A 21,688-nucleotide genomic window follows, 5' to 3' on the forward strand; every position below is an offset into this window, starting at 1 on the left:
GGCCCGGTACGCCACCGGCCCGGCCGTTTCGCATCTCCCGGATACGACACCGGCCTCCGGCTCTGCCGTACGCGCACCTGTGTGCCGGCCTTCACACACCGGTCGGCCGGTGAGGCTCAGCTCCGGTCAGGACGGTGAGCATCTGACGCCCGTACGGTATGGGGCAGGCCACAGAGGATGGCCTGCCCCATACAAGGTCGGTGGCTCAGTTCTCGCGCTCGAACCGGCGTGCTTGCTCGAGCATCAGGTCCACGACGCGACCGGCGGCATGGCCGTCGTCCAGGTCGCAGAAGAGGTCATGGAAGCGCTGGTAGCGCTCCGCGTACTTCGCGGACACCTTGTCGATGTCACACAGGGCGCTGACCAGCTCCTCCGACGTCCGGATGAGCGGGCCCGGAGCGTCGTTCTCGAAGTCGAAGTAGAAACCGCGCAGCTTGTCCCGGTAGTGCTCCAGGTCGTAGGTGAAGAAGAGCATGGGGCGCTTCAGGTGCGCGTAGTCGAACATCACTGACGAGTAGTCCGTGATCATCACATCCGCGATGAGATACAGGTCGGCGATGTCCGGGTACTCCGACACGTCGTAGACGAACCCGTTGCCCGCGCCCGGGATGCTGTCCACCACGTTGGAATGCCGCCGGACCAGCAGGACGTGATCGTCCCCGAGTCGCTCGCGAGCGTCCTCGACATCGAGGCGCAGGTCGAACTTGAACTGGCCCCGGCGGTGGGACAGGTCATCCCGCCAGGTCGGCGCGTACAGCACGACGCGCTTGTCGGTGGGCAGACCGATGCGCTCCTTGATCTCCTTGGCCCGCTGTTCGAGATCGGGGGAGTAGAGGTAGTCGTTGCGCGGATACCCCGTCTCGACGATCTCCCCGTCGTATCCCATGGCGCGCTTGAGGATCGGTGTGCTGAACCGGTTGGAGGAGACCAGCATGGTCCAGTTGCGGGCCTCCTGGATCAGCCGCTCGTGGTACTGCGGGTCGAACTTCGGCGCCTCGATGTCCAGGCCGATCTTCTTCAGCATGGTGCCGTGCCAGGTCTGCACGATCACCTGGCCAGGGCGTCGTTCCATCCAGTGCGGCAGGTGGGCGTTGGTGACGATGTAGCGGCAGCGGGCCAGGGCCTCGTACCACTCCGTGCTCCAGAACCGCACCTTCCGCGCGGTGTCGGGCAGGTCGACCTGGCCGTCGCGGACCAGCCACAGATACTCCAGGTCGGCTCCCCGGCGCAGCAGCTCCTCGTGCATGGCACGCGGCGAGTCCGAGTATTGCTTGCCGTTGTAGCTGATGAACAGCACGGCGTCGCGGAGGGGCTTGTGCCTGCCTGCTTCGTAGACATCCCTGCGCAGCCGTTCCTGGCGGTAGGCGCCTCGCTCCAGGATGGACAGGTCGGACGGGCAGTGCAGCTGCGGAAAGTCGTACCAGCGCGCCTCGAACTCGTACTCGCGGTCCTTGGCGGCACCGCGCACCGGGAAGCTGGCCACGGCCAGCCGGTCGATGACGAACGGAATGTCGTAGCTCCCGTCGGCGAGGCGCAGGAAGAAGTTCCAGCGCCCGCTCTTCAGGGGCAGCGTTGCGTCGGGCCCGGACATGGAAGCAGGCGTGAACTCGGCGCGGAACGAGCCGTCCGGCGACGTATGCAGCGGCACCGTCTTCTCGTCGAAGCGGTCACGGGCCTTGATCACGAGGACCGCACCCGCGATGTCGGCAGGAGTGCTGCCCTGGACGAGATAGCGGTCCCCGGACCACACGACCTTGGTGATCTTGGCCTGGAGAGGGCGGCCTGAGAACTTCAGATAGCCGTTGTATCCCGATATCAGCGCGATCTCGTTGCGGTCGGAACCTTCGGCGAGGGAAGCGGGCAGCCGCACCTGGCGGTCGGCGAGGCCTTCGCGCACCACGGTGGAGAAGCGGCGCTCCGTTCCGTCGGGAGCCACCGCGACGAGCTGTGTGCTCCAGTTGCGGCGTGAGGCGAGCGCGGGGTTGGCGCCGCCGGCGGCGTTCTCCTCCTTGACGACGTCCTGGTGCTCGCGGAGCAGCGCGATGTCCAGCATGGGCACGCGGACGGTGAATGGCGTGCGCGAGTCGGAGCCGGCGCCGAGGCTGACCGGGTAGTGCAGCTGCTCTCCGCTCTTGCGGTTGGTCACCCGCAGGGAGACGGTCTCGCCCGCAGCGAGGGGCACCCGAATCTCACCGTCGATCTCGATTTCCGTACCCACCGCGCGGTGGTCCGTGATCAGCGCGCGGACCCGCTGGACAACGAGGCGCAGCGCGCCCTTCTCGGGGGTGGGCAGCAGCCGGAAGTCCTCGTCCAGCCAGCGGTACGGCGGGTGGTTGGCCCGCGCCGGTCCCTTCACCTGGACCGCACGCTTGCGTACGAGCCCGGACGTGGTGATGCCGATGCCCACCCGCCAGGTGCCCTCTTCCCAGTGACCGCCCCGGCGCAGCTTGGCGGGGTCGAGTTCCAGCTCCCAACCGGACCAGTCGTAATTGGTGTGTCGCTGTCCGGACAGCGAAGTGGCCTCCGGGGCATAGGTGTTCCGCAGCGGCATCACGGAGATCTTGCGGGAGCCGTCCTTCTTCAGGACGAGGATCTTGACGGCACTGCGCTTGGTCGACTGGTCGATCCGGTTGATCCATGCGTGCCCGGAGAGGAATAGTTTGCCGTCTTCGTTCCAGCCGATGTTCTGCAGCGGGGCGTGCAGCTTCAGGTCAGGATCGATGCGCCGGGCTTTCCTCGGCAGCTGGGCGGCGACCGACTCCATGCCCGGGTAACTGATGTACTTGCGGATCAACCCGTCGATCTCCACGCGATCGCCGCGCCGCTCCGTCCTGATCATTTCCACGATCTCGTCCACCGCGTGCTTGCGGACGAGCAGCCACTTGATACGCGCGGCTGCGGGCAGGTTCATGACGATCTGTGGGTCGACCTGGTCCAGGTACTTGTTGATCACTCGCAGGAATTCGGCCCGGAACTCCTCGTCGCCCTCGGGCAGGACGTTCATGAAGATGCGCAGGTCGCCGGTGAGCGCGGTGTGGTCGTACTCCCGCTTCAGCTCGGCGGCCAGCCCCCCGGGCTGAGTGGCGAAGAACCTGCTGACTGACTCCACCGCGGCCGCACGGTCACGTACGGCCTTGGGCTCGGTGCGGCGCTGGGTGATCGAGGGAGCGGCCTCCCCCTCACGGAGCCGCCAGTAGTACGTGGGCTCGCTGATGATGTCGACGGCCTCGGCGAGGAACTGCGCCGGCAGCATCACCGGGACGTCTTCGTACAGCACCCCCTCGGGGAAGGCGAGCTGGTGCTTCTCCCAGAACGAGCGGCGGAACACCTTGTTGCAGGCTATTCGGTCGGTCAGCAGCTTCCGGTTCCGTGACACATGCGTGCCCTTGACGGCGCCGCCCGCCAGGATGCGGTGCATCGGCGACTGCCAGACCTTGGTGCTGTTGATGTGTTGCACATTGCCCGTGACGAAGTCCGAGCCGCTCTCGTCCAGGCTCTCCACCATGAGCCGGTACGCGTTCGGCGGGATCATGTCGTCACTGTCCACGAACGCGACGTACTCGCACTCGGGCGCCAGATGAGATAGGCCCGTGTTGCGGGCGGCGCCGAGCCCGGCGTTCTCCTTGCGGATCAGCTTGAACCGCGCGTCGCGATCGGCGTACTCGGCGGCGATGGCGGCCGAGCCGTCGGGCGAGCCGTCGTCGATCATCAGCACTTCGATGTCGCGGAAGGTCTGCGCGGCGAGCGAGTCCAGGCACGCGGGCAGGTACCGCTCGACGTTGTAGATGGGCACGATGACACTGAGCCGAGGGGCCATGGCTTGGTGGTCTTCCTTTCGGGGTTCAGGCCCGCTCGACCAGTTCGAGCGCCTGGGCGGGGGTCGGGGCGTGGGAGCGTTCGTCGAACGGGACGAAGGGCAGTTCCTTCTCCTCGCCGAGGAAGACCCGGCGGACGACGCGTTCGGCTGCGTGTCCGTCGTCGAACTCGCAGAAGCGCCGGCGGAAGGCTTCCCGGCGCTCGGCCGCGTCCCCGTCGTCGTAGGCGCCCGACCCGAGCAGACTGATCAGCTCCGCCTGGGTGAGGGCCACCGCGCCGGGCGGCTGGGCCAGCAGGTCGAAGTAGGTGCCGCGGACCGCGGAGTAGACGTCCCAGTCCGGTGCGTAGACGATGATCGGGCGGTCCAGCAGGGCGTAGTCGAACATCGCCGAGGAGTAGTCGGTGATCAGCGCGTCGGCGGCGAGGTACAGCTCCTCCACCCGCGGATGCCCCGACACGTCCATGATCCGGCCGCGGCGGCGCAGTTCGGCGATGTGCGGCGAGCTGCCGTAGAAGTAGTGGCCGCGGATCAGCACGGTGACGTCGGGCCCCAGCTCCTCGGCCAGGCGGGCCAGATCGAGGCTCGGGGTGAAGCCGGGCTGGTACTCCCGGTGGGTCGGCATGTACAGGAACGCCTTGGTGCCGTCCGCCAGCCCGAGGGCCGCGCGGGCCCGGCGCACGTCTTCGGCGCCGGCGTTGACCAGGACGTCGTTGCGCGGGTAGCCCGTCTCCAGCGAGGTGAAGGAGCAGGGGTAGACCCGCTCCCAGATCGCGGTCGAGAAGCGGTTGGAGCTGATGCTGTAGTCCCAGCGGTCGCAGCGCTCCAGCAGCTTGTCGAAGCTCATGTTGGTGGACGCCGGGTACTTCTGCTGGTCCAGGCCCATGGTCTTCAGCGGCGTGCCGTGGTGGGTCTGCACATGGATCTGGCCCTCGCGTTTGACCACGGCGTCCGCGAAGTTCACGTTGTTCACGAGGTACTTGGCACGGGCCACGGCCGCCCAGTACTCCCGCGAGCCCACGCACACGTGGTCCACGCCCTCGGGCACCTGGTCCACGGCGTCGGCCCGGACGGCCCACACCCGGCGGATGTGCGGGGCGAGCCGGGCCAGTTCGGCGTCGATCGCCGCGGGGTTGCACGAGACGCTGCGGTTCCAGTAGGCCGTGAACAGCGCCAGGTTCTGATCCAGCGGCAGTCTCAGCTGGGACTGGTAGAAGACGCCCATCGCGCTGCGCTTGGAGCGGTTGACCGCGCTGCGGGCCCGCTTCCTGACGGACTGGCGGAGCTTCACCGCCGCGGTGGCGCTCGCCATGGCGGCGTACGCGTCGCGCTGCAGCATCGTGTACTTGTGGCCGCGGCCGCCGGGCGGACGCGTGAAGCCCTGGGGCAGGCGCGCGCGGTAGTCGGCGGAGGCGCGGTGGAAGAACTCGGCGCGCGCGTTCTGCGGCAGCCGGCCCGGGCGCTCCAGCACGGTCAGGTAGTGGTCGACCATCTTGCGGAACAACGGGCCGCGCCACTCGTCGAGTTCCGGACGCTCGTCGAGGAAGTCGAAGACCCGCCGGTACTGGTCGAAGACGTCGAAGTGCTTACGGCTGACCGTCTTGAGGATGTTGCCGCCCTCGCGCCGCTGGCGGTACATCACGCAGACGCGGTCCAGTACGGCGATGGTCTCGGCGCTGATCAGCGAGCAGTACGTCCAGGGGGCGTCCTCGTAGTACCCGGGCGGGAAGGCGAGTCCGGCGCGGGTGATGAAGTCGCGCCGGTAGGCCTTGTTCCAGACGATCTGCAGCAGGTCGAGCAGTTCGGGACGCTCGGCCAGGGAGAAGGGCCTTGGGCCCGCGCCCTTGAGCAGGTCCGCCCGCATGTTGGGACGCACCTTGCCGTCCCAGTAGGTGCGGGCGTAGTCGTAGATGAGTATCTCGGGGTTCGAGGCGGCCTCGAGCCGCTCGGATATCGCCGACAGCGCGCCCTCGGACAGAGTGTCGTCGCTGTCCAGGAACAGCACGTATTCGCCCTGCGCCTTTTCCAGTCCGGCGTTTCGCGCCCGGCCCAGACCCACGTTTTCCGTGAGGTGAATCACATGAATCCGGGTGTCGCGCTGTGCGTACTCGTCGAGAATTGCCCCTGAGCCGTCCGGCGAACAGTCGTCGACCGCGACGATCTCGAAGTCCGTGTAGTCCTGCCCGAGTACGGAGTCAAGGCACTCGGGCAGATAGCCCTGCACCTTGTACACAGGGACGACGAGGGAGAGTTTGGGCATCCTTACAACCTGTTCCGAGACTGGGCCACGGCAGTACGTGCGGGACCGGAGCGGGCTCCGAGCGCGGGGCCTGGAACGCGCCGCCGCATCAGCGTAAAGGATTCACGCGGAGTTTCCGTGGGCAAGGTAGCGGGACTCCCTGTGCCCGGCCAGTGCCGAATCTTGTGACCCTTTCTCGAATTATGTCCCTTTTGCCCGACTCGATTTTCCGCGGCCCGCGGGCAAGTCTGCCCCCAGTGACATCGACTTGGGAGGCACGAGGATGAGCTGGCTGGTCACGGGCGGAGCCGGGTACATCGGCGCACACGTGGTGCGCGCCATGGTCGAGGGCGGCGAGCGCGTGGTCGTGTACGACGACCTGTCCACCGGCAGCGAGGACCGCGTGCCCGACGGGGTGCCGCTGGTGGTCGGCAGCGTGCTCGATCCGGTCCTGCTCGAGCGGGTGATTCGTGACGAGGCTGTGACAGGTGTGGTGCACATCGCAGCCAAGAAGCAGGTGGGGGAGTCCGTCGAGCGGCCGCTCCACTACTACCGGGAGAACGTGACCGGCCTGCAGACCCTGCTGGAGGCCATGCGGGCCGGCGGCGTCGACCGGCTCGTCTTCTCCTCCTCCGCCGCGGTCTACGGCATGCCGGATGTGGATCTGGTCACGGAGGAGACGCCGTGTGCGCCCATGAGCCCGTACGGCGAGACCAAGTTGGCCGGCGAGTGGCTGATCAACGCCGCCGCCCGGGCGTACGGCATCCGGGCCGCCTCCCTGCGCTACTTCAACGTGGCGGGGGCGGCGGCGCCGGAACTGGCGGACACCGGCGTGTTCAACCTCATCCCCATGGTCTTCGAGCGCCTGGAGGCGGGGGAGGCCCCGCGGATCTTCGGTGACGACTACGCCACCCCCGACGGCACCTGTGTGCGCGACTACATCCACGTCGAGGACATCGCCTCCGCGCACCTCGCGGCGGCACGGCGGCTGCGGGACGCCGCGGAGGGGACGGCACTGACCATCAACATCGGCCGGGGCGAGGGCAGTTCGGTCCGGGAGATGGTGGAACGCATCCTCAAGGTCACCGGCCGGCAGGAGCCGGCCCCGGCGGTGGCCGAGCGCCGGCCCGGCGACCCGGCCCGCGTGGTCGCCTCCGCCGACCGGGCCCGCGAGGAGCTGGGCTGGTCGGCCCGGCACGGCCTGGACGCCATGATCGACTCGGCCTGGCAGGGCTGGCGCCACCACCACGCCTGACGCTGCCCGCGGGGCACGGCCGGCTTCTTCGCCCCCGCCGCCCCTGCCCATCCCGGCCCTGGGGGCTCCGCCCCCGAACCCCCGTTTCGGCCTGGACGGCCTCGTCCTCAAGCTCCTCCAGAGGGGGTACCCCCAGACGGGCTGGTTTCTCAGCCCCTCCGGCGCTTGAGGAGCGGGGGTCCGGAGGTCCGGGGGTCCGGGGGGAGCCCCCGGGGACGGGCCGGGTAAGGGCGGCGGGGGCGCAAATCCCTCGTTCAGGCCCCGGCCGGCGCCTCCGCCGCCGCGGGCGCCCGACGCGGCGCGGGAAGCTCCGCCGAAGACCACCGCGCCCTCCGCGCCCTCCGCGCCCGATGCTCCCGGGCCACCGCCGCCAGCGCCTCCACCGCCGCACCGAACCGCTCCTGCGAGGGCGGCTCGGCCGGCCCCAGCAGCCGGCGCGCCAACGCGGCCCGCGCCTCGGCGAGGTCGTCCTTCTCCGGATGCCGCACCGCCTCCAGCAGCCCGGCCACCCCGCCCGCGTCCGGCGTCAGCACGGTCGCCGCCGCCACGGTCGGGAACGCCGCGCGGAACGCCTCCTCCGTCAGCCCGCCGGTGTTCGCCACCGCGTACGGCTTGCCGCTCGCCAGGAAGTCGCTGATCACACTGGACACATCGCTGATCAACAGGTCGGCCCGGTTGAAGCAGGCGTAGAGCGCGGGCCGGGCGTCCGTGACGACCTGGTGCTCCCACGCCGGCAGCGCGGCCCAGTACGCCTCCTCCCAGGCCGCCGTCGCCCGCGCCACCCGCTCCGCGCGCCCCGCCGGCGGCGCCGGCTGCCGCAGCATCCGCTCCACCTGGTCGGCCGCCGCCCGGAACCCCGACGCGGTGAGCCGGTCCAGCTCGGCCGCGGACCGGTCCCGCTCGGCCACCGCCGAGGCGTCCGGGCGGGGCCCGCTCCGCTCCCGGTTCGCCGCCCTGATCAGTTCCCGGATGCGAAGATCGGCGGCCCCGGCCCGCGGATCCACCGACCCCGTCAAGGGGTGCGGCTTGTACAGCAGCCGCACCCCGGGGTCCGTCAGCAGCGCCCGTACGAGGTTCTCGCCGACCGCGACCAGGGAGGTGTTGCCGGGGTTGCCGTCCCAGCCCTCCCACGTCGGCGCGTACAGGACGGTGGTGTACGGACCCGCCGGCGGCCCCGCGTACGGCCGCACGGCGTCCAGTTGCGGACGGCCGATCTCCACCACGTCCTTGTCCTCGACGCCGACCTCGGCCAGCGCGTACCGCTCGCGCGCCGCCGGGCCGGCCACCCACACCTCGTCGTACGCCTTCGCGTACGGGTTGCAGGAGGACAGCTTGTCGCTCTCGCCGTGGTTGACGAAGGCGTGCTTGATCGTGGGGATGCGCAGCACCTGCGAGGTCTTGCCGGAGTTCGACGGGTGCAGCAGCACCTGGAGCGTGGAGTGCTCCAGACGCATCAGCGTCGACACCTTCGGCAGGCACACGATCGGGATGTCGGTCTCCTCGATCCGCTGCACCATGAACCGTTCGCGCAGCACGATCAGCGGTCTCCCCCCGAGCCGGGCCAGCGGCTCCAGCCACATGTTCGCCTGGTACGCCGAGGAGGCACCGCCCGAGAAGTACAGCCCGACGGTCGGCCGGTACTGGGCCAGCCAGGCGTCGAACCAGTCCAGCACCTCCTGCTCGCCGGCCGGCCGCCGCCCCGGCAGCAGCCGCAGCAGCAGCGCGGCCAGCCCGGCCAGCGAAAGGACGAGGGACAGGGCCAGGCCCGCCGCCCCGTACACCGGAGCGTCGGCCGCCGCCGTCGCCAGCAGCCCGGCCGTCGCCGGCAGGCCGAAGACCGGCAGCCGGTGCCCGGGGCGGCGCAGCAGCACCGGCGGGGCCGGGGACAGCCGCAGCGCCGAGGCGTCGATGTTCCGGGTCACCACCGGGAGCGTCCGGGTACGCCGGACCAGCACGGAGACCGCCTGGATCGCGCTGTGCAGCGCGTAGAAGGCGAGCAGCCCGGCGACGAGCGGCGCGTACACCGTCTCGCGGTGCTGCTCGCCGAGCCGCAGCAGGCCCACCACCAGCAGCAGGTCCCGCAGCACGTGCCGCACGGTGGCATCCGCCTGCGACTTGGCGAACAGCGACACCATGCCGCGCTGCCAGCGGTACAGCACGGCCTCCGCGGCCAGCGACGCGACGGTCGCCGCCAGCAGCAGCGGTACGTGCGGCAGCAGCGCACCTACGGCCTGCGCGGTGCACGCGGCCGCCAGCACGCCGAGGACGAGCAGCTTTCCGGCGGTCTGCGGGCGCGGGAGGCGCGCGAGGAGCCGCCGGGGGAGAGAGGGTACGGGCACTGCGGTCACTCCAGGGTTGTCGCAGAGGGTGCGTACGGGTTAACGCGCGGCGACCTCCGGACGACACGCGCGTGCCCGGGACCTCGCGTGCGTGGTGAGTGCTATGGCCCCCGGGGCCCGGTCGTCCGGCCCCGTGACCTTCTGCCCTTCTGCCCCTCTGACCTCCTGGGTCCCAGACCCCCTGGTCGTCTTCCCTGGCCCCCTGGTCCCCTGGTCCCCTGGTCCCCTGTTCCCTGCCTTCTGGTCCAGGGCACGTCCGGGCCCGCAGGGCCCCGCAGGCCCGCACAGGAGCCGTGTCCGGGCCCGGAGGAGCCGTGCCCGAGCCGGGCCGGCCCCGGCCCGGCCCCGGCCTGACTTCGGCCCGATACCGGCCCGATACCGGCCCGATACCGGCCCGATACCGGCCCGAACCCTGGCCGGGCCCTCCCGAACCCCTGTCCGAGCCCTGAAACCCGCGCGCGCCCCCGCTCCGTCCTCGCGTAGATTGCGGTTCCGGGGGACCCGGACGGACATGAGGGGAACAGCGCAGGTGACAGGGGCAAGGCAGGCCGTGGGCGAGGCCCGCAGGATCGTCGTCAAGGTCGGGTCCTCGTCGCTGACGACCGCGTCCGGAGGGCTGGACGCCGACCGGGTCGACGCGCTCGTCGACGTGCTCGCCAAGGTCCGCAGCGGCGGTGAGCGCGAGATCGTCCTCGTCTCCTCCGGTGCCATCGCCGCCGGCCTCGCCCCGCTGGGCCTGCGCCGCCGCCCCCGGGACCTGGCCCGCCAGCAGGCCGCCGCCAGCGTCGGCCAGGGCCTGCTCGTCGCCCGCTACACCGCCTCCCTCGCCCGCTACGGCGTCCGCGTCGGCCAGGTGCTGCTGACCAGCGACGACATGAGCCGCCGAGCCCACCACCGCAACGCCTCGCGCACCCTGGACAAGCTGCTCGCCATGGGCGCCCTGCCGGTCGTCAACGAGAACGACACCGTCGCCACCGACGAGATCCGCTTCGGCGACAACGACCGCCTCGCCGCCCTCGTCGCCCACCTGGTCCGCGCCGACCTGCTGGTCCTGCTGTCCGACGTGGACGGGGTGTACGACGGCGACCCGAGCAGGCCCGGCACCTCCCGGATCGCCGAGGTGCGCTCCCCCGCGGACCTGGCGGACGTCGAGATCGGCAGCGCCGGCAAGGCCGGCGTCGGCACCGGCGGCATGGTCACCAAGGTCGAGGCGGCCCGGATCGCCGCCGCCGCCGGCATCCCCGTGGTGCTGACCAGCGCGGTCCATGCCGCCGACGCCCTGACCGGCCAGGACACCGGCACCTACTTCCACCCCACCGGCAAGCGGTCCGCCGACCGGCTGCTCTGGCTGCAGCACGCGTCCACCCCGCAGGGCGCCCTGACGCTGGACGACGGCGCGGTGCGGGCGGTCGTCCAGGGTCGCAAGTCGCTGCTGCCGGCCGGGATCTCCGCCGTCGAGGGCGAGTTCAGCGCGGGCGACCCCGTCGAACTGCGCGACGGCGCGGGACGCGCGGTGGCGCGCGGACTGGTCACCTTCGACGCCAAGGAGATCCCCCGGCTGCTCGGCCGCTCCACCCGGGAACTGGCGCGCGAACTCGGACCCGCGTACGAACGAGAGGTCGTACACAGGGACGATCTGGTGATCCTGCACCCGTAATCGGTCGAAACGTCCCCGCACCGGTGGTGGACGTTCCGCAAAATCGCCACACGATTGCCTGCGGCCTGCTCAACTTTGTCTCAGGGACAGGCCCGGTTCCCCCGCCGGGCGGAGGTGAGCGCGTGAAGGAGGCCGTCGTGAGACGAGTGCGCCGGGGCACGGCAGCGTCCCGCGGTGCCGGAACCCGTGGGGCCGGGTCCCGTGGCGCCGGATCCCTGGGCGCTCCCGGTTCCCGCGCGACCGGCGAGGAGCGCGCCCTGACGAGCGTCGCGGCCGGTGACCGCTGCGCGGACGAGGACCCCGCCGACCCTGCCGACACCCCCCGCCTGTGGCACGTCACCCTCAGCGTCTCCGGCGCGCGGGCCCCGCTCGGCGAGGTCCGGCGCGCCCTGGAGCAGCTCGCCCACGACCACCCCTTCCTGCTGACCAGCCGGTACGCCGCCGACCACGCGGAGATCCGCTACTGGGAGGAGGCGCGCGACCTGCACGACGCCGCCGCCGTCGCGCTGCGCCTGTGGGGCGAGCACCGCCGCAGCGCGGGGCTGCCGCCCTGGGAGATCGTCGGCCTGGAGGTCATCGACCGCGCCACCTACCACCAGCGCGTCTCGGCGGGTTACGGCCCGGCACCGGCGACACCTGTCGGGGTTCACCCCTTTTGACCGGACGCGGGGCTTTGTCTCGGGGTGTGGAACGGCCGCTGGACGCCCCTGACCGGCGGACTACCCTTCCCTCATGACCACGCTCTCGCCGTACGACTCGATGTCCCCGGTCACCCGGGCCGCCTACCGCGCCAAGGCCGCCGCCGCCGACCTCGCGCCGCTGCCGCGGGCGGCGAAGGACGACGCCCTGCTCGCCGTCGCGGACGCCCTGGAGGTCCGCACGAGCGAGATCGTCGAGGCCAACGCCCAGGACGTGGCCAAGGCCCGCGAGGCCGGCACCTCGGAGGCGATCATCGACCGGCTGACGCTCACCCCGGAGCGGGTGCGGGCCATCGCCTCCGACGTCCGGGACGTCGTCGCCCTGCCCGACCCGGTCGGCGAGGTGGTCCGCGGCTCCACCCTGCCCAACGGCATCGACCTGCGGCAGGTCCGCGTCCCGCTCGGCGTGGTCGGCATCATCTACGAGGGCCGCCCCAACGTCACCGTCGACGCCGCCGCCCTGTGCCTGAAGTCGGGCAACGCGGTGCTGCTGCGCGGCTCCTCCTCGGCGTACCGCTCGAACACCGCCCTCGTCCGGGTGATCCGCGACGCCGTGGGCGGGGCCGGGCTGCCCGCCGACGCCGTGCAGCTGGTGCCCGGCGAGAGCCGCGACAGCGTGCGCGAGCTGATGCGCGCCCGCGGCCTGGTCGACGTGCTGATCCCGCGGGGCGGCGCCTCGCTGATCAACACGGTCGTCCAGGAGTCCACCGTCCCGGTCATCGAGACCGGCACCGGCAACTGCCACGTCTACGTCGACGCCGCCGCCGACCTCGACACGGCCGTCGAGATCCTGATCAACTCCAAGGCCCAGCGGGTCGGCGTCTGCAACGCCGCCGAGACCCTCCTGGTGCACCAGGACATCGCCGCCGACTTCCTGCCCCGCGCCCTGGACGCCCTCGCCGAGGCCGGTGTCACCGTGCACGCCGACGAGCGGGTGCTGGCCTACGCCAAGGACTCCCGGGCGACGGTCCTGGAGGCCACGCCGGAGGACTGGGAGACGGAGTACCTCTCGTACGACATCGCCGCCGCCGTCGTCGACTCCCTCGACAAGGCCGTCGAGCACATCCGGCTGTGGACCTCCGGGCACACCGAGGCGATCGTCACCGCCTCGCAGCAGGCCGCCCGCCGGTTCACCCAGCTGGTCGACTCCACCACGGTCGCGGTGAACGCCTCCACCCGCTTCACCGACGGCGGCCAGTTCGGCTTCGGCGCCGAGATCGGCATCTCCACGCAGAAGCTGCACGCCCGGGGCCCGATGGGCCTGCCGGAGCTGACCAGCACCAAGTACATCGTCACCGGCGACGGGCACGTACGACGCTGAGACCATCCCGTCCGGACCGTCCCGCCCGGGCGGTCTCGCGGTGTCTCATCCAGCGGATGAATTTCCATACCGTCTGCCCAAAATGACCCCCCAGGTCTACTCTGGATCCGTGCCGGAGGACGTGGGGGGCACGCCGTTCCCTGACGGCTGGGAGCCCGACGACGACCACGACCGCGGGGTGTCGGACGAAGAGTTCGCCTCTGTGGTCTTCGACGAGGCCTTCGTACGTGCGGCCGAGGTGCACGAGCCGACCGCCGTCGAACGCCTCCTGGCCGCCGCGCAGGCCAGAGCCGAGGCCTCCGAGGCGGAGGCACGCGGCGCCCGCGCCCGGGGCGAGCGCTACGACGACGGGTACGGCGACTTCGGCCGAGACTCCGACGACCACGACTTCGACGACGCGGACGACGGCGTCGACCCCCTCGACCGTCCGTACGGCGCCCCTGCGTCCTACGGCAAGCAGGTCCGCTGGCACCGGCCCGTCGCCTGGATGCTCGCCCTCGTGATGGGCGTCGGCATGGTCGCCCTGGCCTTCGCCGCGGTCTACCGGGGCGCGTCCTCGGGCAGCGACCGGGACCAGGTCCCGCCGCCCGCCTCGACCGGACCCGAGCAGGGCGGCGCGGCGCCTCCCTCGGCCTCCGCCGACTACTCCCAGCCGGCCGTGTCGGTGCTCCCACACACCCCCTGAACTTGGTGAGAACCTGCCAGAAGTTGCCCCGGAGCACGGCGTTTACGGGGTCGCCGGCCGACCTACCCTGAAGGTATGGGAGGGCCTGCGGACCCGCCTGACGGGGCACCCGAGGGCGCACCCGGAGGCGGCGAGGAAGAGTACCGATCCGTCGTCTTCGACGAGTCGTTCGTCCGTGCTGCCCGCCTCCAGGAGTACTCCGCCGAGGAGCGCATCAGCGACCACGCGCCCCCCGTCCGCAGCCGCATACCCCTGCGGCCGGGCCTGCCCCGGCAGGCGCTGATCCTGGTCGTACTGGTCGCCGTGGCCTTCGGTACCGCCGTCTTCATGGGCCTGCGCCACCCCGCGCAGGCCCCCACCGCCCAGCCGGCCGCCGAGCCCCTGCGGACGACCGTCGTCCCGCTCGCCCCGCGGGGCCCGGTCCCCGGCGCCGCCGACGCCGACCGCCTGTACGCGCACAGCCCCGCCGCGGAGTTCCGCGTCGGCGCCGAGGGCGTGCCCCTGCCGACCGACCGCAGCACCGCGCACTTCACCGAGGAGCAGGTGACGAACGCCCTCACCACCGCCCGGAGCTACATCGTCCGCTCCGCGCTGGACCCGGACGTGCTCACCGGCGGAGCGGTCCGCCCGGTGCGCGTCCTGCTCGCCCCCGACCAGCTGGAGCAGTTCGACGCCAGCTTCGACCGGCCCGCGGCCGACGGCCGGCACGCGGCGACCGGGTGGCTGGTCCGGTTCGACACCGACCGGGTCGAACTGACCGGCGACGAGATCCGCGTGCGGGGCAGTCTGCGGGCCGCGGAGAGCGACGCCGCCACCCTGGAGGTCACCGCCGAACACACCGTCGTCTATCCGGTGCGGCCCGCGGGGGACGACCGGGCCGAGGTGTCACTGTTCACCGTCCGGCGCGAGCTGCACTTCCGGTTCGACCGGGACGACCTGCGACTGCACCAGGCCCGGCTGGTCGCCTCCCACGTCCAGGCCGGACCGCTGTCCTGCGCCGAGGACTCGGCGGACCGGCTGCGCCCGCTGCTCGCCGGGCAGACCGCCGAGAAGGGCGGTCCGGCCGACACCGACCCCTACGCCACCGACGGCGCCGTCGGCCTGTGCGGCACGCTGGCGGGCAGCGCACAGCCGGACGTCTGACGACGGCCCCGGGCCGCCCGGGTCCCACCCCGGCCGGCGCCGCGGCGACCGCTCAGTCCGGAGCCCGGCCCAGTCCGGACGCCGGCCCAGCCCTGCGCCGGCTCAGCCCGAGGTCCCCGCCCCGCCGCTCCCGCCAGTCCCGCCGCTCCCGCCGCGACCGTCTGCCCCGCCGGTCCCCTCGGTCCCGTCGGTCCCGTCCGTGCCGTCGGCCTTCGGCGGCCTCGGCTGGGGGCCGGTGAACCCGCCGAAACCGCGCCGCATCCGCTCGCCCAGGTCCCCGGCTCCGCCGGCGATGTCGTTCACCAGCTTCATCAGCGGGTCCTTGGAGCCGCGCACCTGGGTGGCGTAGCTGGACGCCGACTCGCGGAAGGAGTCCCGGACCGAGGCGTCCCCGTCCTCCTCGCGGCGCGGGTAGTGGCCGTCCATGATCCGCTGGTAGTCGCGGGAGGCGGCCCACTTCTTCAGCTCGGCGGCCCGCACCGTGGTGAACGGGTGGGAGCGCGGCAGCACGTTCAGGATCTTCAGCACGGAGTCGCGCAGGTCGCCCCCGGCCTCGTACTCGTCGGCCTGCTCCAGGAACGCGTCCACGTTCATCTCGTGCAGGTGGTTGCCGCCCGCGATCTTCATCAGACCGCGCATGGATGCCTGGATGTCCTGGCCGACCAGCAGCCCCGCGCGGTCGGCGGACAGCTCCGACTTGCGGAACCACTCGCGCAGCGCGGTCACGATCGCCATGATCGCGATGTTGCCCAGCGGGATCCAGGCGACCCGGACGGCGAGCGACGTCAAGAAGAGCAGGACGGTGCGGTAGACGGAGTGCCCGGACAGCGCGTGCCCGACCTCGTGGCCGATGACCGCGCGCATCTCCTCCTCGTCGAGCAGCTCGACGAGCCCGGTGGTGACGACGATGATCGGCTCGTCCAGGCCGATGCACATCGCGTTCGGGTTCGGGTCCTGGTTGACGTACATCGGCGGGACCTTCTCCAGGTCCAGGATGTAGCAGGCGTCCCGCAGCATGTCGTTCAGATGGGTGAACTGCCGGTCCGAGACGCGCACCGAGTCGGACAGGAACAGCAGCCTGAGACTGCGCTCGGGCAGCAGGCCGCTGAGGGTCTTGAACACCGTGTCGAAACCGCTCAGCCTCCGCAGGGCCACCAGGGCGCTGCGGTCGGCCGGGTGCTCATACGCACGCGAGGAGATCCCAGGGAAGCGCCTGCGCTGCCTGCTCGGCACGTGCTCGTGCCCGTTGTGCTGGTGGCCGTCGGACATGTCTTCCCCCAGGTGCGTCTGTATGGCCCTTTGCGAACCCCGGTACGGGTCCTGGTGCCCCCGAAGCAGAGCCCAGCCTAGGCGGACATACCGTGGGAACGCAGTACAGCGAAGGAGTCCGCCTCATGGAGCACACCCCCCACACCACCTGGCTCGCCGACGCCGCGGGGGCCGCCGCCGAGCAGCAAGGGGCGGGCAATCTGCTCCGGGTCGTCCTGATCGTGATGGTGCTGGGCTGCGTGCTGACCGCGTGGTTCCTGCTACGGGGCTACAAGCGGAAGGACGACTGAGCCGATCGGAAGGTTCCCCGGCCGGTCCGCAACGGCGGAGTCGGCGTGAGCACCCGGACGGTGCCCGCATACGATGAGCCGACGTCCTTATCCCGCCCACACCTGATAGGTCCTGCCGAAGATGAGCTTCCACAGCACCGCTGCGCAGTTGGTCACCGTTGCCGCCGAGGGCGGCGAGGGGCACGGCGGCAACCACGAGAGCCTCAACCCCTACGTCACCGGCATCGGCGCGTTCGTCGTCCTGATGCTCCTGCTGTGGATCACCACCCGCTTCAACCGCGACCGCTGAGCGCGGGCCCGGACTCCGCCCTGATCCGGGGCCTGTCCGGCTAAGGCCCCGGGCCGGGCCGGTAGGGTCTGCACGCATGGGAGAGCAGGACATGCCTACCGGTCCGGCGGACGGCACGGCGAGCGGCGCGCGGCGCGGCTCGGCGAGCGGCCGCGCCGTCGGCACCGGCAGCGGCCCGTCGCGGCCCGACAAGCGCCGGCTCGGCGTCATGGGCGGCACCTTCGACCCGATCCACCACGGGCACCTCGTGGCGGCCAGTGAGGTCGCGGCCCGGTTCCACCTCGACGAGGTGGTGTTCGTCCCCACCGGGCAGCCCTGGCAGAAGAGCCACCGCACGGTCTCCGCGGCCGAGGACCGGTACCTGATGACGGTCATCGCGACCGCCGAGAACCCCCAGTTCTCGGTGAGCCGCATCGACATCGACCGCGGCGGTCCCACGTACACCGTGGACACCCTCCGTGACCTGCGCGCGCTCAACCCCGACACGGACCTGTTCTTCATCACCGGCGCCGACGCCCTCGCCCAGATCCTCACCTGGCGCGACAGCGAGGAGCTGTTCTCCCTCGCGCACTTCATCGGTGTCACCCGGCCCGGCCACCACCTGACCGACGCCGGGCTCCCCGAGGGCGGTGTCTCCCTCGTGGAGGTGCCCGCCCTCGCCATCTCCTCCACGGACTGCCGTGCGAGAGTCGCGGGCGGCGACCCGGTCTGGTACCTGGTGCCGGACGGAGTCGTGCGCTACATCGACAAGCGCCAGCTGTACCGCGGCGAGTGAGCCGAGAGGGGCACCGGTGAACGACCGATACGACGCGGGATACGGCGACGGTCACGCCGACCAGTACGAACTCGTCGGTTACGACGAGTACGGCCGGCCCGTCTACCGCCAGGCCGCGGCGCAGCCCGCCCCGCAGCAGACGTACGACCCGTACGCCCAGCAGGGACAGCAGGGCTACGCCTACGACCCGTACGCCACCGGCACCCAGCAGCCCGCCCCCGCGTACGACCCCCACCGCTCCTACGACGGCCACGACGGTTACGACGGCCAGGGCGGCTACGGGGGTTACGGCGGCTACGACACCGGTCGGCAGCAGCCCGCCCCGTCCTACGACCCGTACGCCTCCGGCACGCGCGCGTACGACGACCCGTACGGCCGGGCCGAGGCCGGTGGCGGGCCGCAGCCGCGGACGGCCGAGCAGACGGCGTACATCCCGCAGCAGGCCGGCCCGCCCGAGGGACCGGGCACCTCCACCCGGGACGAGCCGGACCACCGCACCGAGCAGGCCGAGTACGGCGCCGAGCAGGCCGAGTACGGCGCCGAGCAGCCGGAGTACCGCACCGAGCAGTTCTCCTTCGTCGAGGAGCCGGACGCCGACTCCGAGGACGTCATCGACTGGCTGAAGTTCACCGAGAACCGCACCGAGCGCCGGGAGGAGGCCCGGCGTCGCGCACGCGCGCGTGTCATCGCCCTGACCGTCGTCCTGGCCCTGGTCGCGGTCGGCGGCGTCGGCTACCTCTGGTCCGCGGGCAAGCTGCCCGGACTGTCGTCGTCGGACGGCAAGGCCGGCGGCACGACGGCCGCGGGCGCCCAGAAACGGGACGTGCTCGTCGTCCACCTGCACGACACCGACACGGGCGGCACCACCACCGCACTGCTCGTCGACAATTCCACCGCCGAGCGCGGCACCACCGTCCTGCTGCCCAACTCCCTCGCCCTGACCACCGACGACGGCACCAGCAGCACGCTCGCCGAGTCGGTCGACGAGGCCGGTCCCGACGCCACCCGCACCGCCCTCGACTCGGTGCTCGGCACCGACATCGAGGGCACCTGGCGCCTGGACACCCCCTACCTGGAGATCCTCGTCGACCTGGTCGGCAACATCGAGGTCGACACCGACGCCGACGTCCCCGACCCGAAGGCCAAGGACAAGGGCGCGACGCCCCTCGTCCGCAAGGGGGAAAAGCAGACCCTCAGCGGCAGGATGGCCGTCGCCTACGCCACCCACCGGGCTTCCGGTGAGGCACAGAACGCCCAGCTGGAGCGGTTCGGGCAGGTCCTGCAGGCGGTGCTGCGCAAGCTGTCCTCCGACCCGCAGGCCGCGACCACCACGATCGAGACCCTCGGGCTGATCCTCGACCCGCCGCTGACCGACCAGGACCTCGGGTCCTTCCTCGCCTCCCTCGCCGACCTCGCCAAGGGCGGCGACTACGAGACGGCCCTGCTGCCCGTCCAGGACGACGGCTCGCTGAGCCCCGAGGCGAGCGAGTCCGTCGTCGAGGACGTGCTCGGCGGCACCGCGAACAGCCCGGACGACGACGCCGCCGTCAGCGTCTCCGTCCGCAACGCCACCGGCGACCAGGACGACACCGCCAAGGCCCGCGTCGTCCTGCTCAACGGCGGCTTCACCTTCCTCCAGGGCGGCACCGCCTCCGCCGCGCAGGCCACGTCCGAGGTCGTCTACGCCGACGCGGCCGACAAGGAGAACGCCGTCCAGGTGGCAAAGACCCTGGGCCTGCCCACCGACTCCGTCACCCAGGGCAAGGTGTCCTCGAACGCGGACGTCACCGTGGTCCTCGGGCAGGACTACGCACCCTCGTCGTAGCGGAGAGTAATGAAGCGGGACCCGGTCGGCGGTCATGAGACCCTGGGAGTCAAGTGACCGTCGACCGAAAGCCTCGTAGTGACCGCGACCGACCGCTCCCTGGAGCTCATCAACACCGCCGCCCAGGCGGCCGCCGACAAGCTCGCCCACGACGTCATCGCCTATGACGTCAGTGACGTGCTGTCCATCACGGACGCCTTCCTGCTGGCGTCCGCGCCCAACGACCGTCAGGTCAAGTCGATCGTCGACGAGATCGAGGAGCGCCTCGGCAAGGAGTTCGGCGCCAAGCCGGTGCGCCGCGAGGGCGACCGCGAGGCCCGCTGGGTCCTGCTCGACTACGTCGACATCGTCGTGCACGTCCAGCACAGCGAGGAGCGGGTCTTCTACGCGCTGGAGCGGCTCTGGAAGGACTGCCCCGAGCTGGAGCTGCCCGCCGACGCCAGGGCGACCCGCGGCAAGGGCGAGGAGCACGCCAAGCAGCGAGCAGCCGAGGAGGCCGCGGAGACCGGCGGAGAGTGGCGATGAGCGCCACCGGTGAGGTCTCGGGCCGCCCGGCGGGCCGGGGCCGCCGCATCATCCTCTGGCGGCACGGCCAGACCTCGTGGAACGTGGAGCGCCGCTTCCAGGGCACCACGGACGTCGAGCTGACCGAGACCGGCGTCGCCCAGGCCCGCCGCGCCGCCCGGCTGCTGGTCAACCTGAAGCCGGACGCGATCATCGCCTCCGACCTCCAGCGGGCCGCCCGCACCGCCGCCGAGCTGGCCGCGCTCACCGGCCTGGACGTCGCCCTCGACGAGGCGCTGCGCGAGACGTACGCGGGCGTCTGGCAGGGGCTGACGCACGACGAGATCATCGAGCGGTACGGCGAGCAGTACTCGGCCTGGAAGCGCGGTGAGCCGGTCCGCCGCGGTGGTGGCGAACTGGAGACCGAGGTCGCCGACCGCGCCGCCCCCGTGGTGCTGCGGCACGCCGAGAAGCTTCCCGACGACGGCACGCTCGTCGTGGTCAGCCACGGCGGCACCATCCGCACCACCATCGGCCGCCTCCTCGGCCTGGACCCGCACCACTGGGAGAGCCTCGGCGGCCTGACCAACTGCTGCTGGTCCGTCCTCAGCGAGGGCGCCCGGGGCTGGCGCCTGCTGGAGCACAACGCCGGCACGCTGCCGGAGCCGGTGCTCGGCGACGACGACTGAGCGGCACGGGGGAGGGCCTCTCGCGGGGCCCGGGACCTCGATTTCACTTTCCGGCAGGTCGCAGGCTAAAGTTCTTCTTGTTCGCCCCGCCGAGCGGGAAGAACACCGGCCAGGGGCTATAGCTCAGTTGGTAGAGCGCTTGCATGGCATGCAAGAGGTCAGGAGTTCAATTCTCCTTAGCTCCACAGCTCCACGGACGATCCCGTCCCCTTCGGGGGGCGGGATTTTTCGTCGTGCGCGGTTGAGTAGTCCGCCTCACCCGGGCGTATACCTCGGTGGAGGTCTGCACGGACGCCGTGACCGGACCGGTGCCGAGGCGTCGCTGACCGTGTTGGTCCGGTCGTGGCAGAATCAAACGGCCGGAAGGGGGCGCGGCCCGACGGGAGGGAGTAGCGATGCCTGCGAGCATCCTCGAGGAGGTCGACGGCCTCCTCGACGTGGCGTTGACACGGAACACGACCACTCGCCTCAGCTGCCCTTCCTGCGGTTCCGCGCACGTCGCCCAAGTCCTCGGTGACAACGGCGGGATCTCCTACGTGTGCACGGCCTGCGGCCACAGCTGGAGCTGATCGATGGGTGCACACAGGCGGAAATGCGACTGGTGCGACAGTGGTACGCCGATCGTCCGCGACATGGAACCGGTCAATCCCGAGTACCAGTACTGGTGCGAGGAGTGCGCGCGGGCGCTGATCATAAAGGGCGACCCGATCGAGACGTACCGCGAACTGGAGGGGGAGCCGATCTACGGCCGGCTCCTCGAAGAGCACTGCACGCTGAAGAGGTTCTACTCGTTCGTCACCGCGTGACCCGCGAAGGCACGCAGCGAATCGGATAACTCGGACAGTACGGACAAACCGGGAAACGATTTGGTGCGGGGCCGGGTCGACCGTGTAATG

At 71.3% G+C, this 21,688-nt stretch carries 18 protein-coding genes and 1 tRNA gene; 15 read left to right on the forward strand and 4 right to left on the reverse strand.

Annotation, left to right across the window (positions count from 1 at the left end):
* Positions 1–205: 205 nt before the first annotated feature.
* Together ACLGIH_RS22945 and ACLGIH_RS22950 are read right to left on the reverse strand one after the other, a co-directional pair.
* On the reverse strand, positions 206–3,817 hold the full coding sequence (locus ACLGIH_RS22945) for a bifunctional glycosyltransferase/CDP-glycerol:glycerophosphate glycerophosphotransferase (protein ID WP_416527145.1): 3,612 nt from the start codon (positions 3,815–3,817) through the stop codon (positions 206–208).
* A gap of 25 nt (positions 3,818–3,842) precedes the next feature.
* Positions 3,843–6,074: a bifunctional glycosyltransferase/CDP-glycerol:glycerophosphate glycerophosphotransferase gene (locus ACLGIH_RS22950; RefSeq protein WP_416527146.1), complete on the reverse strand. Its 2,232-nt coding sequence runs from the start codon at positions 6,072–6,074 to the stop codon at positions 3,843–3,845.
* 262 nt (positions 6,075–6,336) lie between these two features.
* On the opposite strand from ACLGIH_RS22950, the gene galE reads away from it, so the two are divergent.
* A complete protein-coding gene (gene galE / locus ACLGIH_RS22955; protein WP_416527147.1) occupies positions 6,337–7,308 on the forward strand; it encodes a UDP-glucose 4-epimerase GalE in 972 nt (323 codons plus the stop codon).
* Between the two features lie 254 nt (positions 7,309–7,562).
* Here galE and ACLGIH_RS22960 read toward each other — a convergent pair whose 3' ends face one another.
* Positions 7,563–9,656, reverse strand: coding sequence for a hypothetical protein (locus ACLGIH_RS22960; protein WP_416527148.1), 2,094 nt, complete (start codon positions 9,654–9,656; stop codon positions 7,563–7,565).
* A gap of 520 nt (positions 9,657–10,176) precedes the next feature.
* Here ACLGIH_RS22960 and proB point away from each other — a divergent pair.
* The 5 genes from proB to ACLGIH_RS22985 all read left to right on the forward strand — a co-directional run bounded on the left by proB (position 10,177) and on the right by ACLGIH_RS22985 (position 15,151).
* Positions 10,177–11,304: a glutamate 5-kinase gene (proB, locus tag ACLGIH_RS22965; protein ID WP_416527149.1), complete on the forward strand. Its 1,128-nt coding sequence runs from the start codon at positions 10,177–10,179 to the stop codon at positions 11,302–11,304.
* Positions 11,305–11,441: 137 nt separating this feature from the next.
* Complete coding sequence (locus tag ACLGIH_RS22970; RefSeq protein WP_416527150.1) at positions 11,442–11,963, forward strand: hypothetical protein; 522 nt, start codon at positions 11,442–11,444, stop codon at positions 11,961–11,963.
* Positions 11,964–12,036: 73 nt separating this feature from the next.
* Complete coding sequence (locus tag ACLGIH_RS22975; protein ID WP_416527151.1) at positions 12,037–13,323, forward strand: glutamate-5-semialdehyde dehydrogenase; 1,287 nt, start codon at positions 12,037–12,039, stop codon at positions 13,321–13,323.
* Between the two features lie 109 nt (positions 13,324–13,432).
* Positions 13,433–14,008 (forward strand): SCO2584 family spore wall biosynthesis protein, encoded by a 576-nt coding sequence (locus ACLGIH_RS22980; protein WP_473246760.1) that lies wholly within the window; start codon positions 13,433–13,435, stop codon positions 14,006–14,008.
* Positions 14,009–14,083: 75 nt separating this feature from the next.
* Complete coding sequence (locus tag ACLGIH_RS22985; RefSeq protein WP_416527153.1) at positions 14,084–15,151, forward strand: SCO2583 family membrane protein; 1,068 nt, start codon at positions 14,084–14,086, stop codon at positions 15,149–15,151.
* Between the two features lie 102 nt (positions 15,152–15,253).
* Here ACLGIH_RS22985 and ACLGIH_RS22990 read toward each other — a convergent pair whose 3' ends face one another.
* Positions 15,254–16,420, reverse strand: a complete 1,167-nt coding sequence (locus tag ACLGIH_RS22990) for a M48 family metallopeptidase (RefSeq protein WP_416527154.1) — start codon at positions 16,418–16,420, stop codon at positions 15,254–15,256.
* A 125-nt stretch (positions 16,421–16,545) separates the two neighbouring features.
* Here ACLGIH_RS22990 and ACLGIH_RS22995 point away from each other — a divergent pair, with 125 nt between their 5' ends.
* The 9 genes from ACLGIH_RS22995 (at position 16,546) to ACLGIH_RS23035 (ending at position 21,598) form a co-directional block, all read left to right on the forward strand.
* Positions 16,546–16,710 (forward strand): hypothetical protein, encoded by a 165-nt coding sequence (locus ACLGIH_RS22995; protein ID WP_416527155.1) that lies wholly within the window; start codon positions 16,546–16,548, stop codon positions 16,708–16,710.
* Positions 16,711–16,831: 121 nt separating this feature from the next.
* Positions 16,832–16,999, forward strand: coding sequence for a hypothetical protein (locus ACLGIH_RS23000; protein WP_416527156.1), 168 nt, complete (start codon positions 16,832–16,834; stop codon positions 16,997–16,999).
* Positions 17,000–17,075: 76 nt separating this feature from the next.
* Positions 17,076–17,774, forward strand: a complete 699-nt coding sequence (gene nadD / locus ACLGIH_RS23005; RefSeq protein WP_416527157.1) for a nicotinate-nucleotide adenylyltransferase — start codon at positions 17,076–17,078, stop codon at positions 17,772–17,774.
* Between the two features lie 16 nt (positions 17,775–17,790).
* On the forward strand, positions 17,791–19,599 hold the full coding sequence (locus ACLGIH_RS23010; RefSeq protein ID WP_416527158.1) for a LytR C-terminal domain-containing protein: 1,809 nt from the start codon (positions 17,791–17,793) through the stop codon (positions 19,597–19,599).
* 78 nt (positions 19,600–19,677) lie between these two features.
* On the forward strand, positions 19,678–20,124 hold the full coding sequence (rsfS, locus tag ACLGIH_RS23015) for a ribosome silencing factor (protein WP_416527159.1): 447 nt from the start codon (positions 19,678–19,680) through the stop codon (positions 20,122–20,124).
* A complete protein-coding gene (locus ACLGIH_RS23020; protein WP_416527160.1) occupies positions 20,121–20,792 on the forward strand; it encodes a histidine phosphatase family protein in 672 nt (223 codons plus the stop codon). The genes rsfS and ACLGIH_RS23020 overlap by 4 nt, the downstream gene beginning before the upstream one ends.
* 112 nt (positions 20,793–20,904) lie before the next feature.
* A tRNA-Ala gene (locus ACLGIH_RS23025) sits at positions 20,905–20,977 on the forward strand.
* 210 nt (positions 20,978–21,187) lie between these two features.
* A complete protein-coding gene (locus ACLGIH_RS23030) occupies positions 21,188–21,361 on the forward strand; it encodes a hypothetical protein (RefSeq protein WP_416527161.1) in 174 nt (57 codons plus the stop codon).
* 3 nt (positions 21,362–21,364) lie between these two features.
* Positions 21,365–21,598 carry a hypothetical protein gene (locus tag ACLGIH_RS23035; protein WP_416527162.1) on the forward strand — a complete coding sequence of 78 codons (234 nt, stop codon included), beginning with the start codon at positions 21,365–21,367 and terminating at the stop codon, positions 21,596–21,598.
* Positions 21,599–21,688: the final 90 nt, after the last annotated feature.

This window comes from Streptomyces hamibioticus (assembly GCF_047946815.1).
Lineage (GTDB): Bacteria > Actinomycetota > Actinomycetes > Streptomycetales > Streptomycetaceae > Streptomyces.

Coding starts and splice junctions, on each gene's coding strand:
- ACLGIH_RS22990 (WP_416527154.1), bottom strand. CDS start 16,420: ATGTCCGACGGCCACCAGCACAACGGGCACGAGCACGTGCCGAGCAGG.
- ACLGIH_RS22995 (WP_416527155.1), top strand. CDS start 16,546: ATGGAGCACACCCCCCACACCACCTGGCTCGCCGACGCCGCGGGGGCC.
- ACLGIH_RS23000 (WP_416527156.1), top strand. CDS start 16,832: ATGAGCTTCCACAGCACCGCTGCGCAGTTGGTCACCGTTGCCGCCGAG.
- ACLGIH_RS22985 (WP_416527153.1), top strand. CDS start 14,084: ATGGGAGGGCCTGCGGACCCGCCTGACGGGGCACCCGAGGGCGCACCC.
- ACLGIH_RS23020 (WP_416527160.1), top strand. CDS start 20,121: ATGAGCGCCACCGGTGAGGTCTCGGGCCGCCCGGCGGGCCGGGGCCGC.
- galE (WP_416527147.1), top strand. CDS start 6,337: ATGAGCTGGCTGGTCACGGGCGGAGCCGGGTACATCGGCGCACACGTG.
- nadD (WP_416527157.1), top strand. CDS start 17,076: ATGGGAGAGCAGGACATGCCTACCGGTCCGGCGGACGGCACGGCGAGC.
- ACLGIH_RS22975 (WP_416527151.1), top strand. CDS start 12,037: ATGACCACGCTCTCGCCGTACGACTCGATGTCCCCGGTCACCCGGGCC.
- ACLGIH_RS22950 (WP_416527146.1), bottom strand. CDS start 6,074: ATGCCCAAACTCTCCCTCGTCGTCCCTGTGTACAAGGTGCAGGGCTAT.
- ACLGIH_RS23035 (WP_416527162.1), top strand. CDS start 21,365: ATGGGTGCACACAGGCGGAAATGCGACTGGTGCGACAGTGGTACGCCG.
- ACLGIH_RS23030 (WP_416527161.1), top strand. CDS start 21,188: ATGCCTGCGAGCATCCTCGAGGAGGTCGACGGCCTCCTCGACGTGGCG.
- ACLGIH_RS22945 (WP_416527145.1), bottom strand. CDS start 3,817: ATGGCCCCTCGGCTCAGTGTCATCGTGCCCATCTACAACGTCGAGCGG.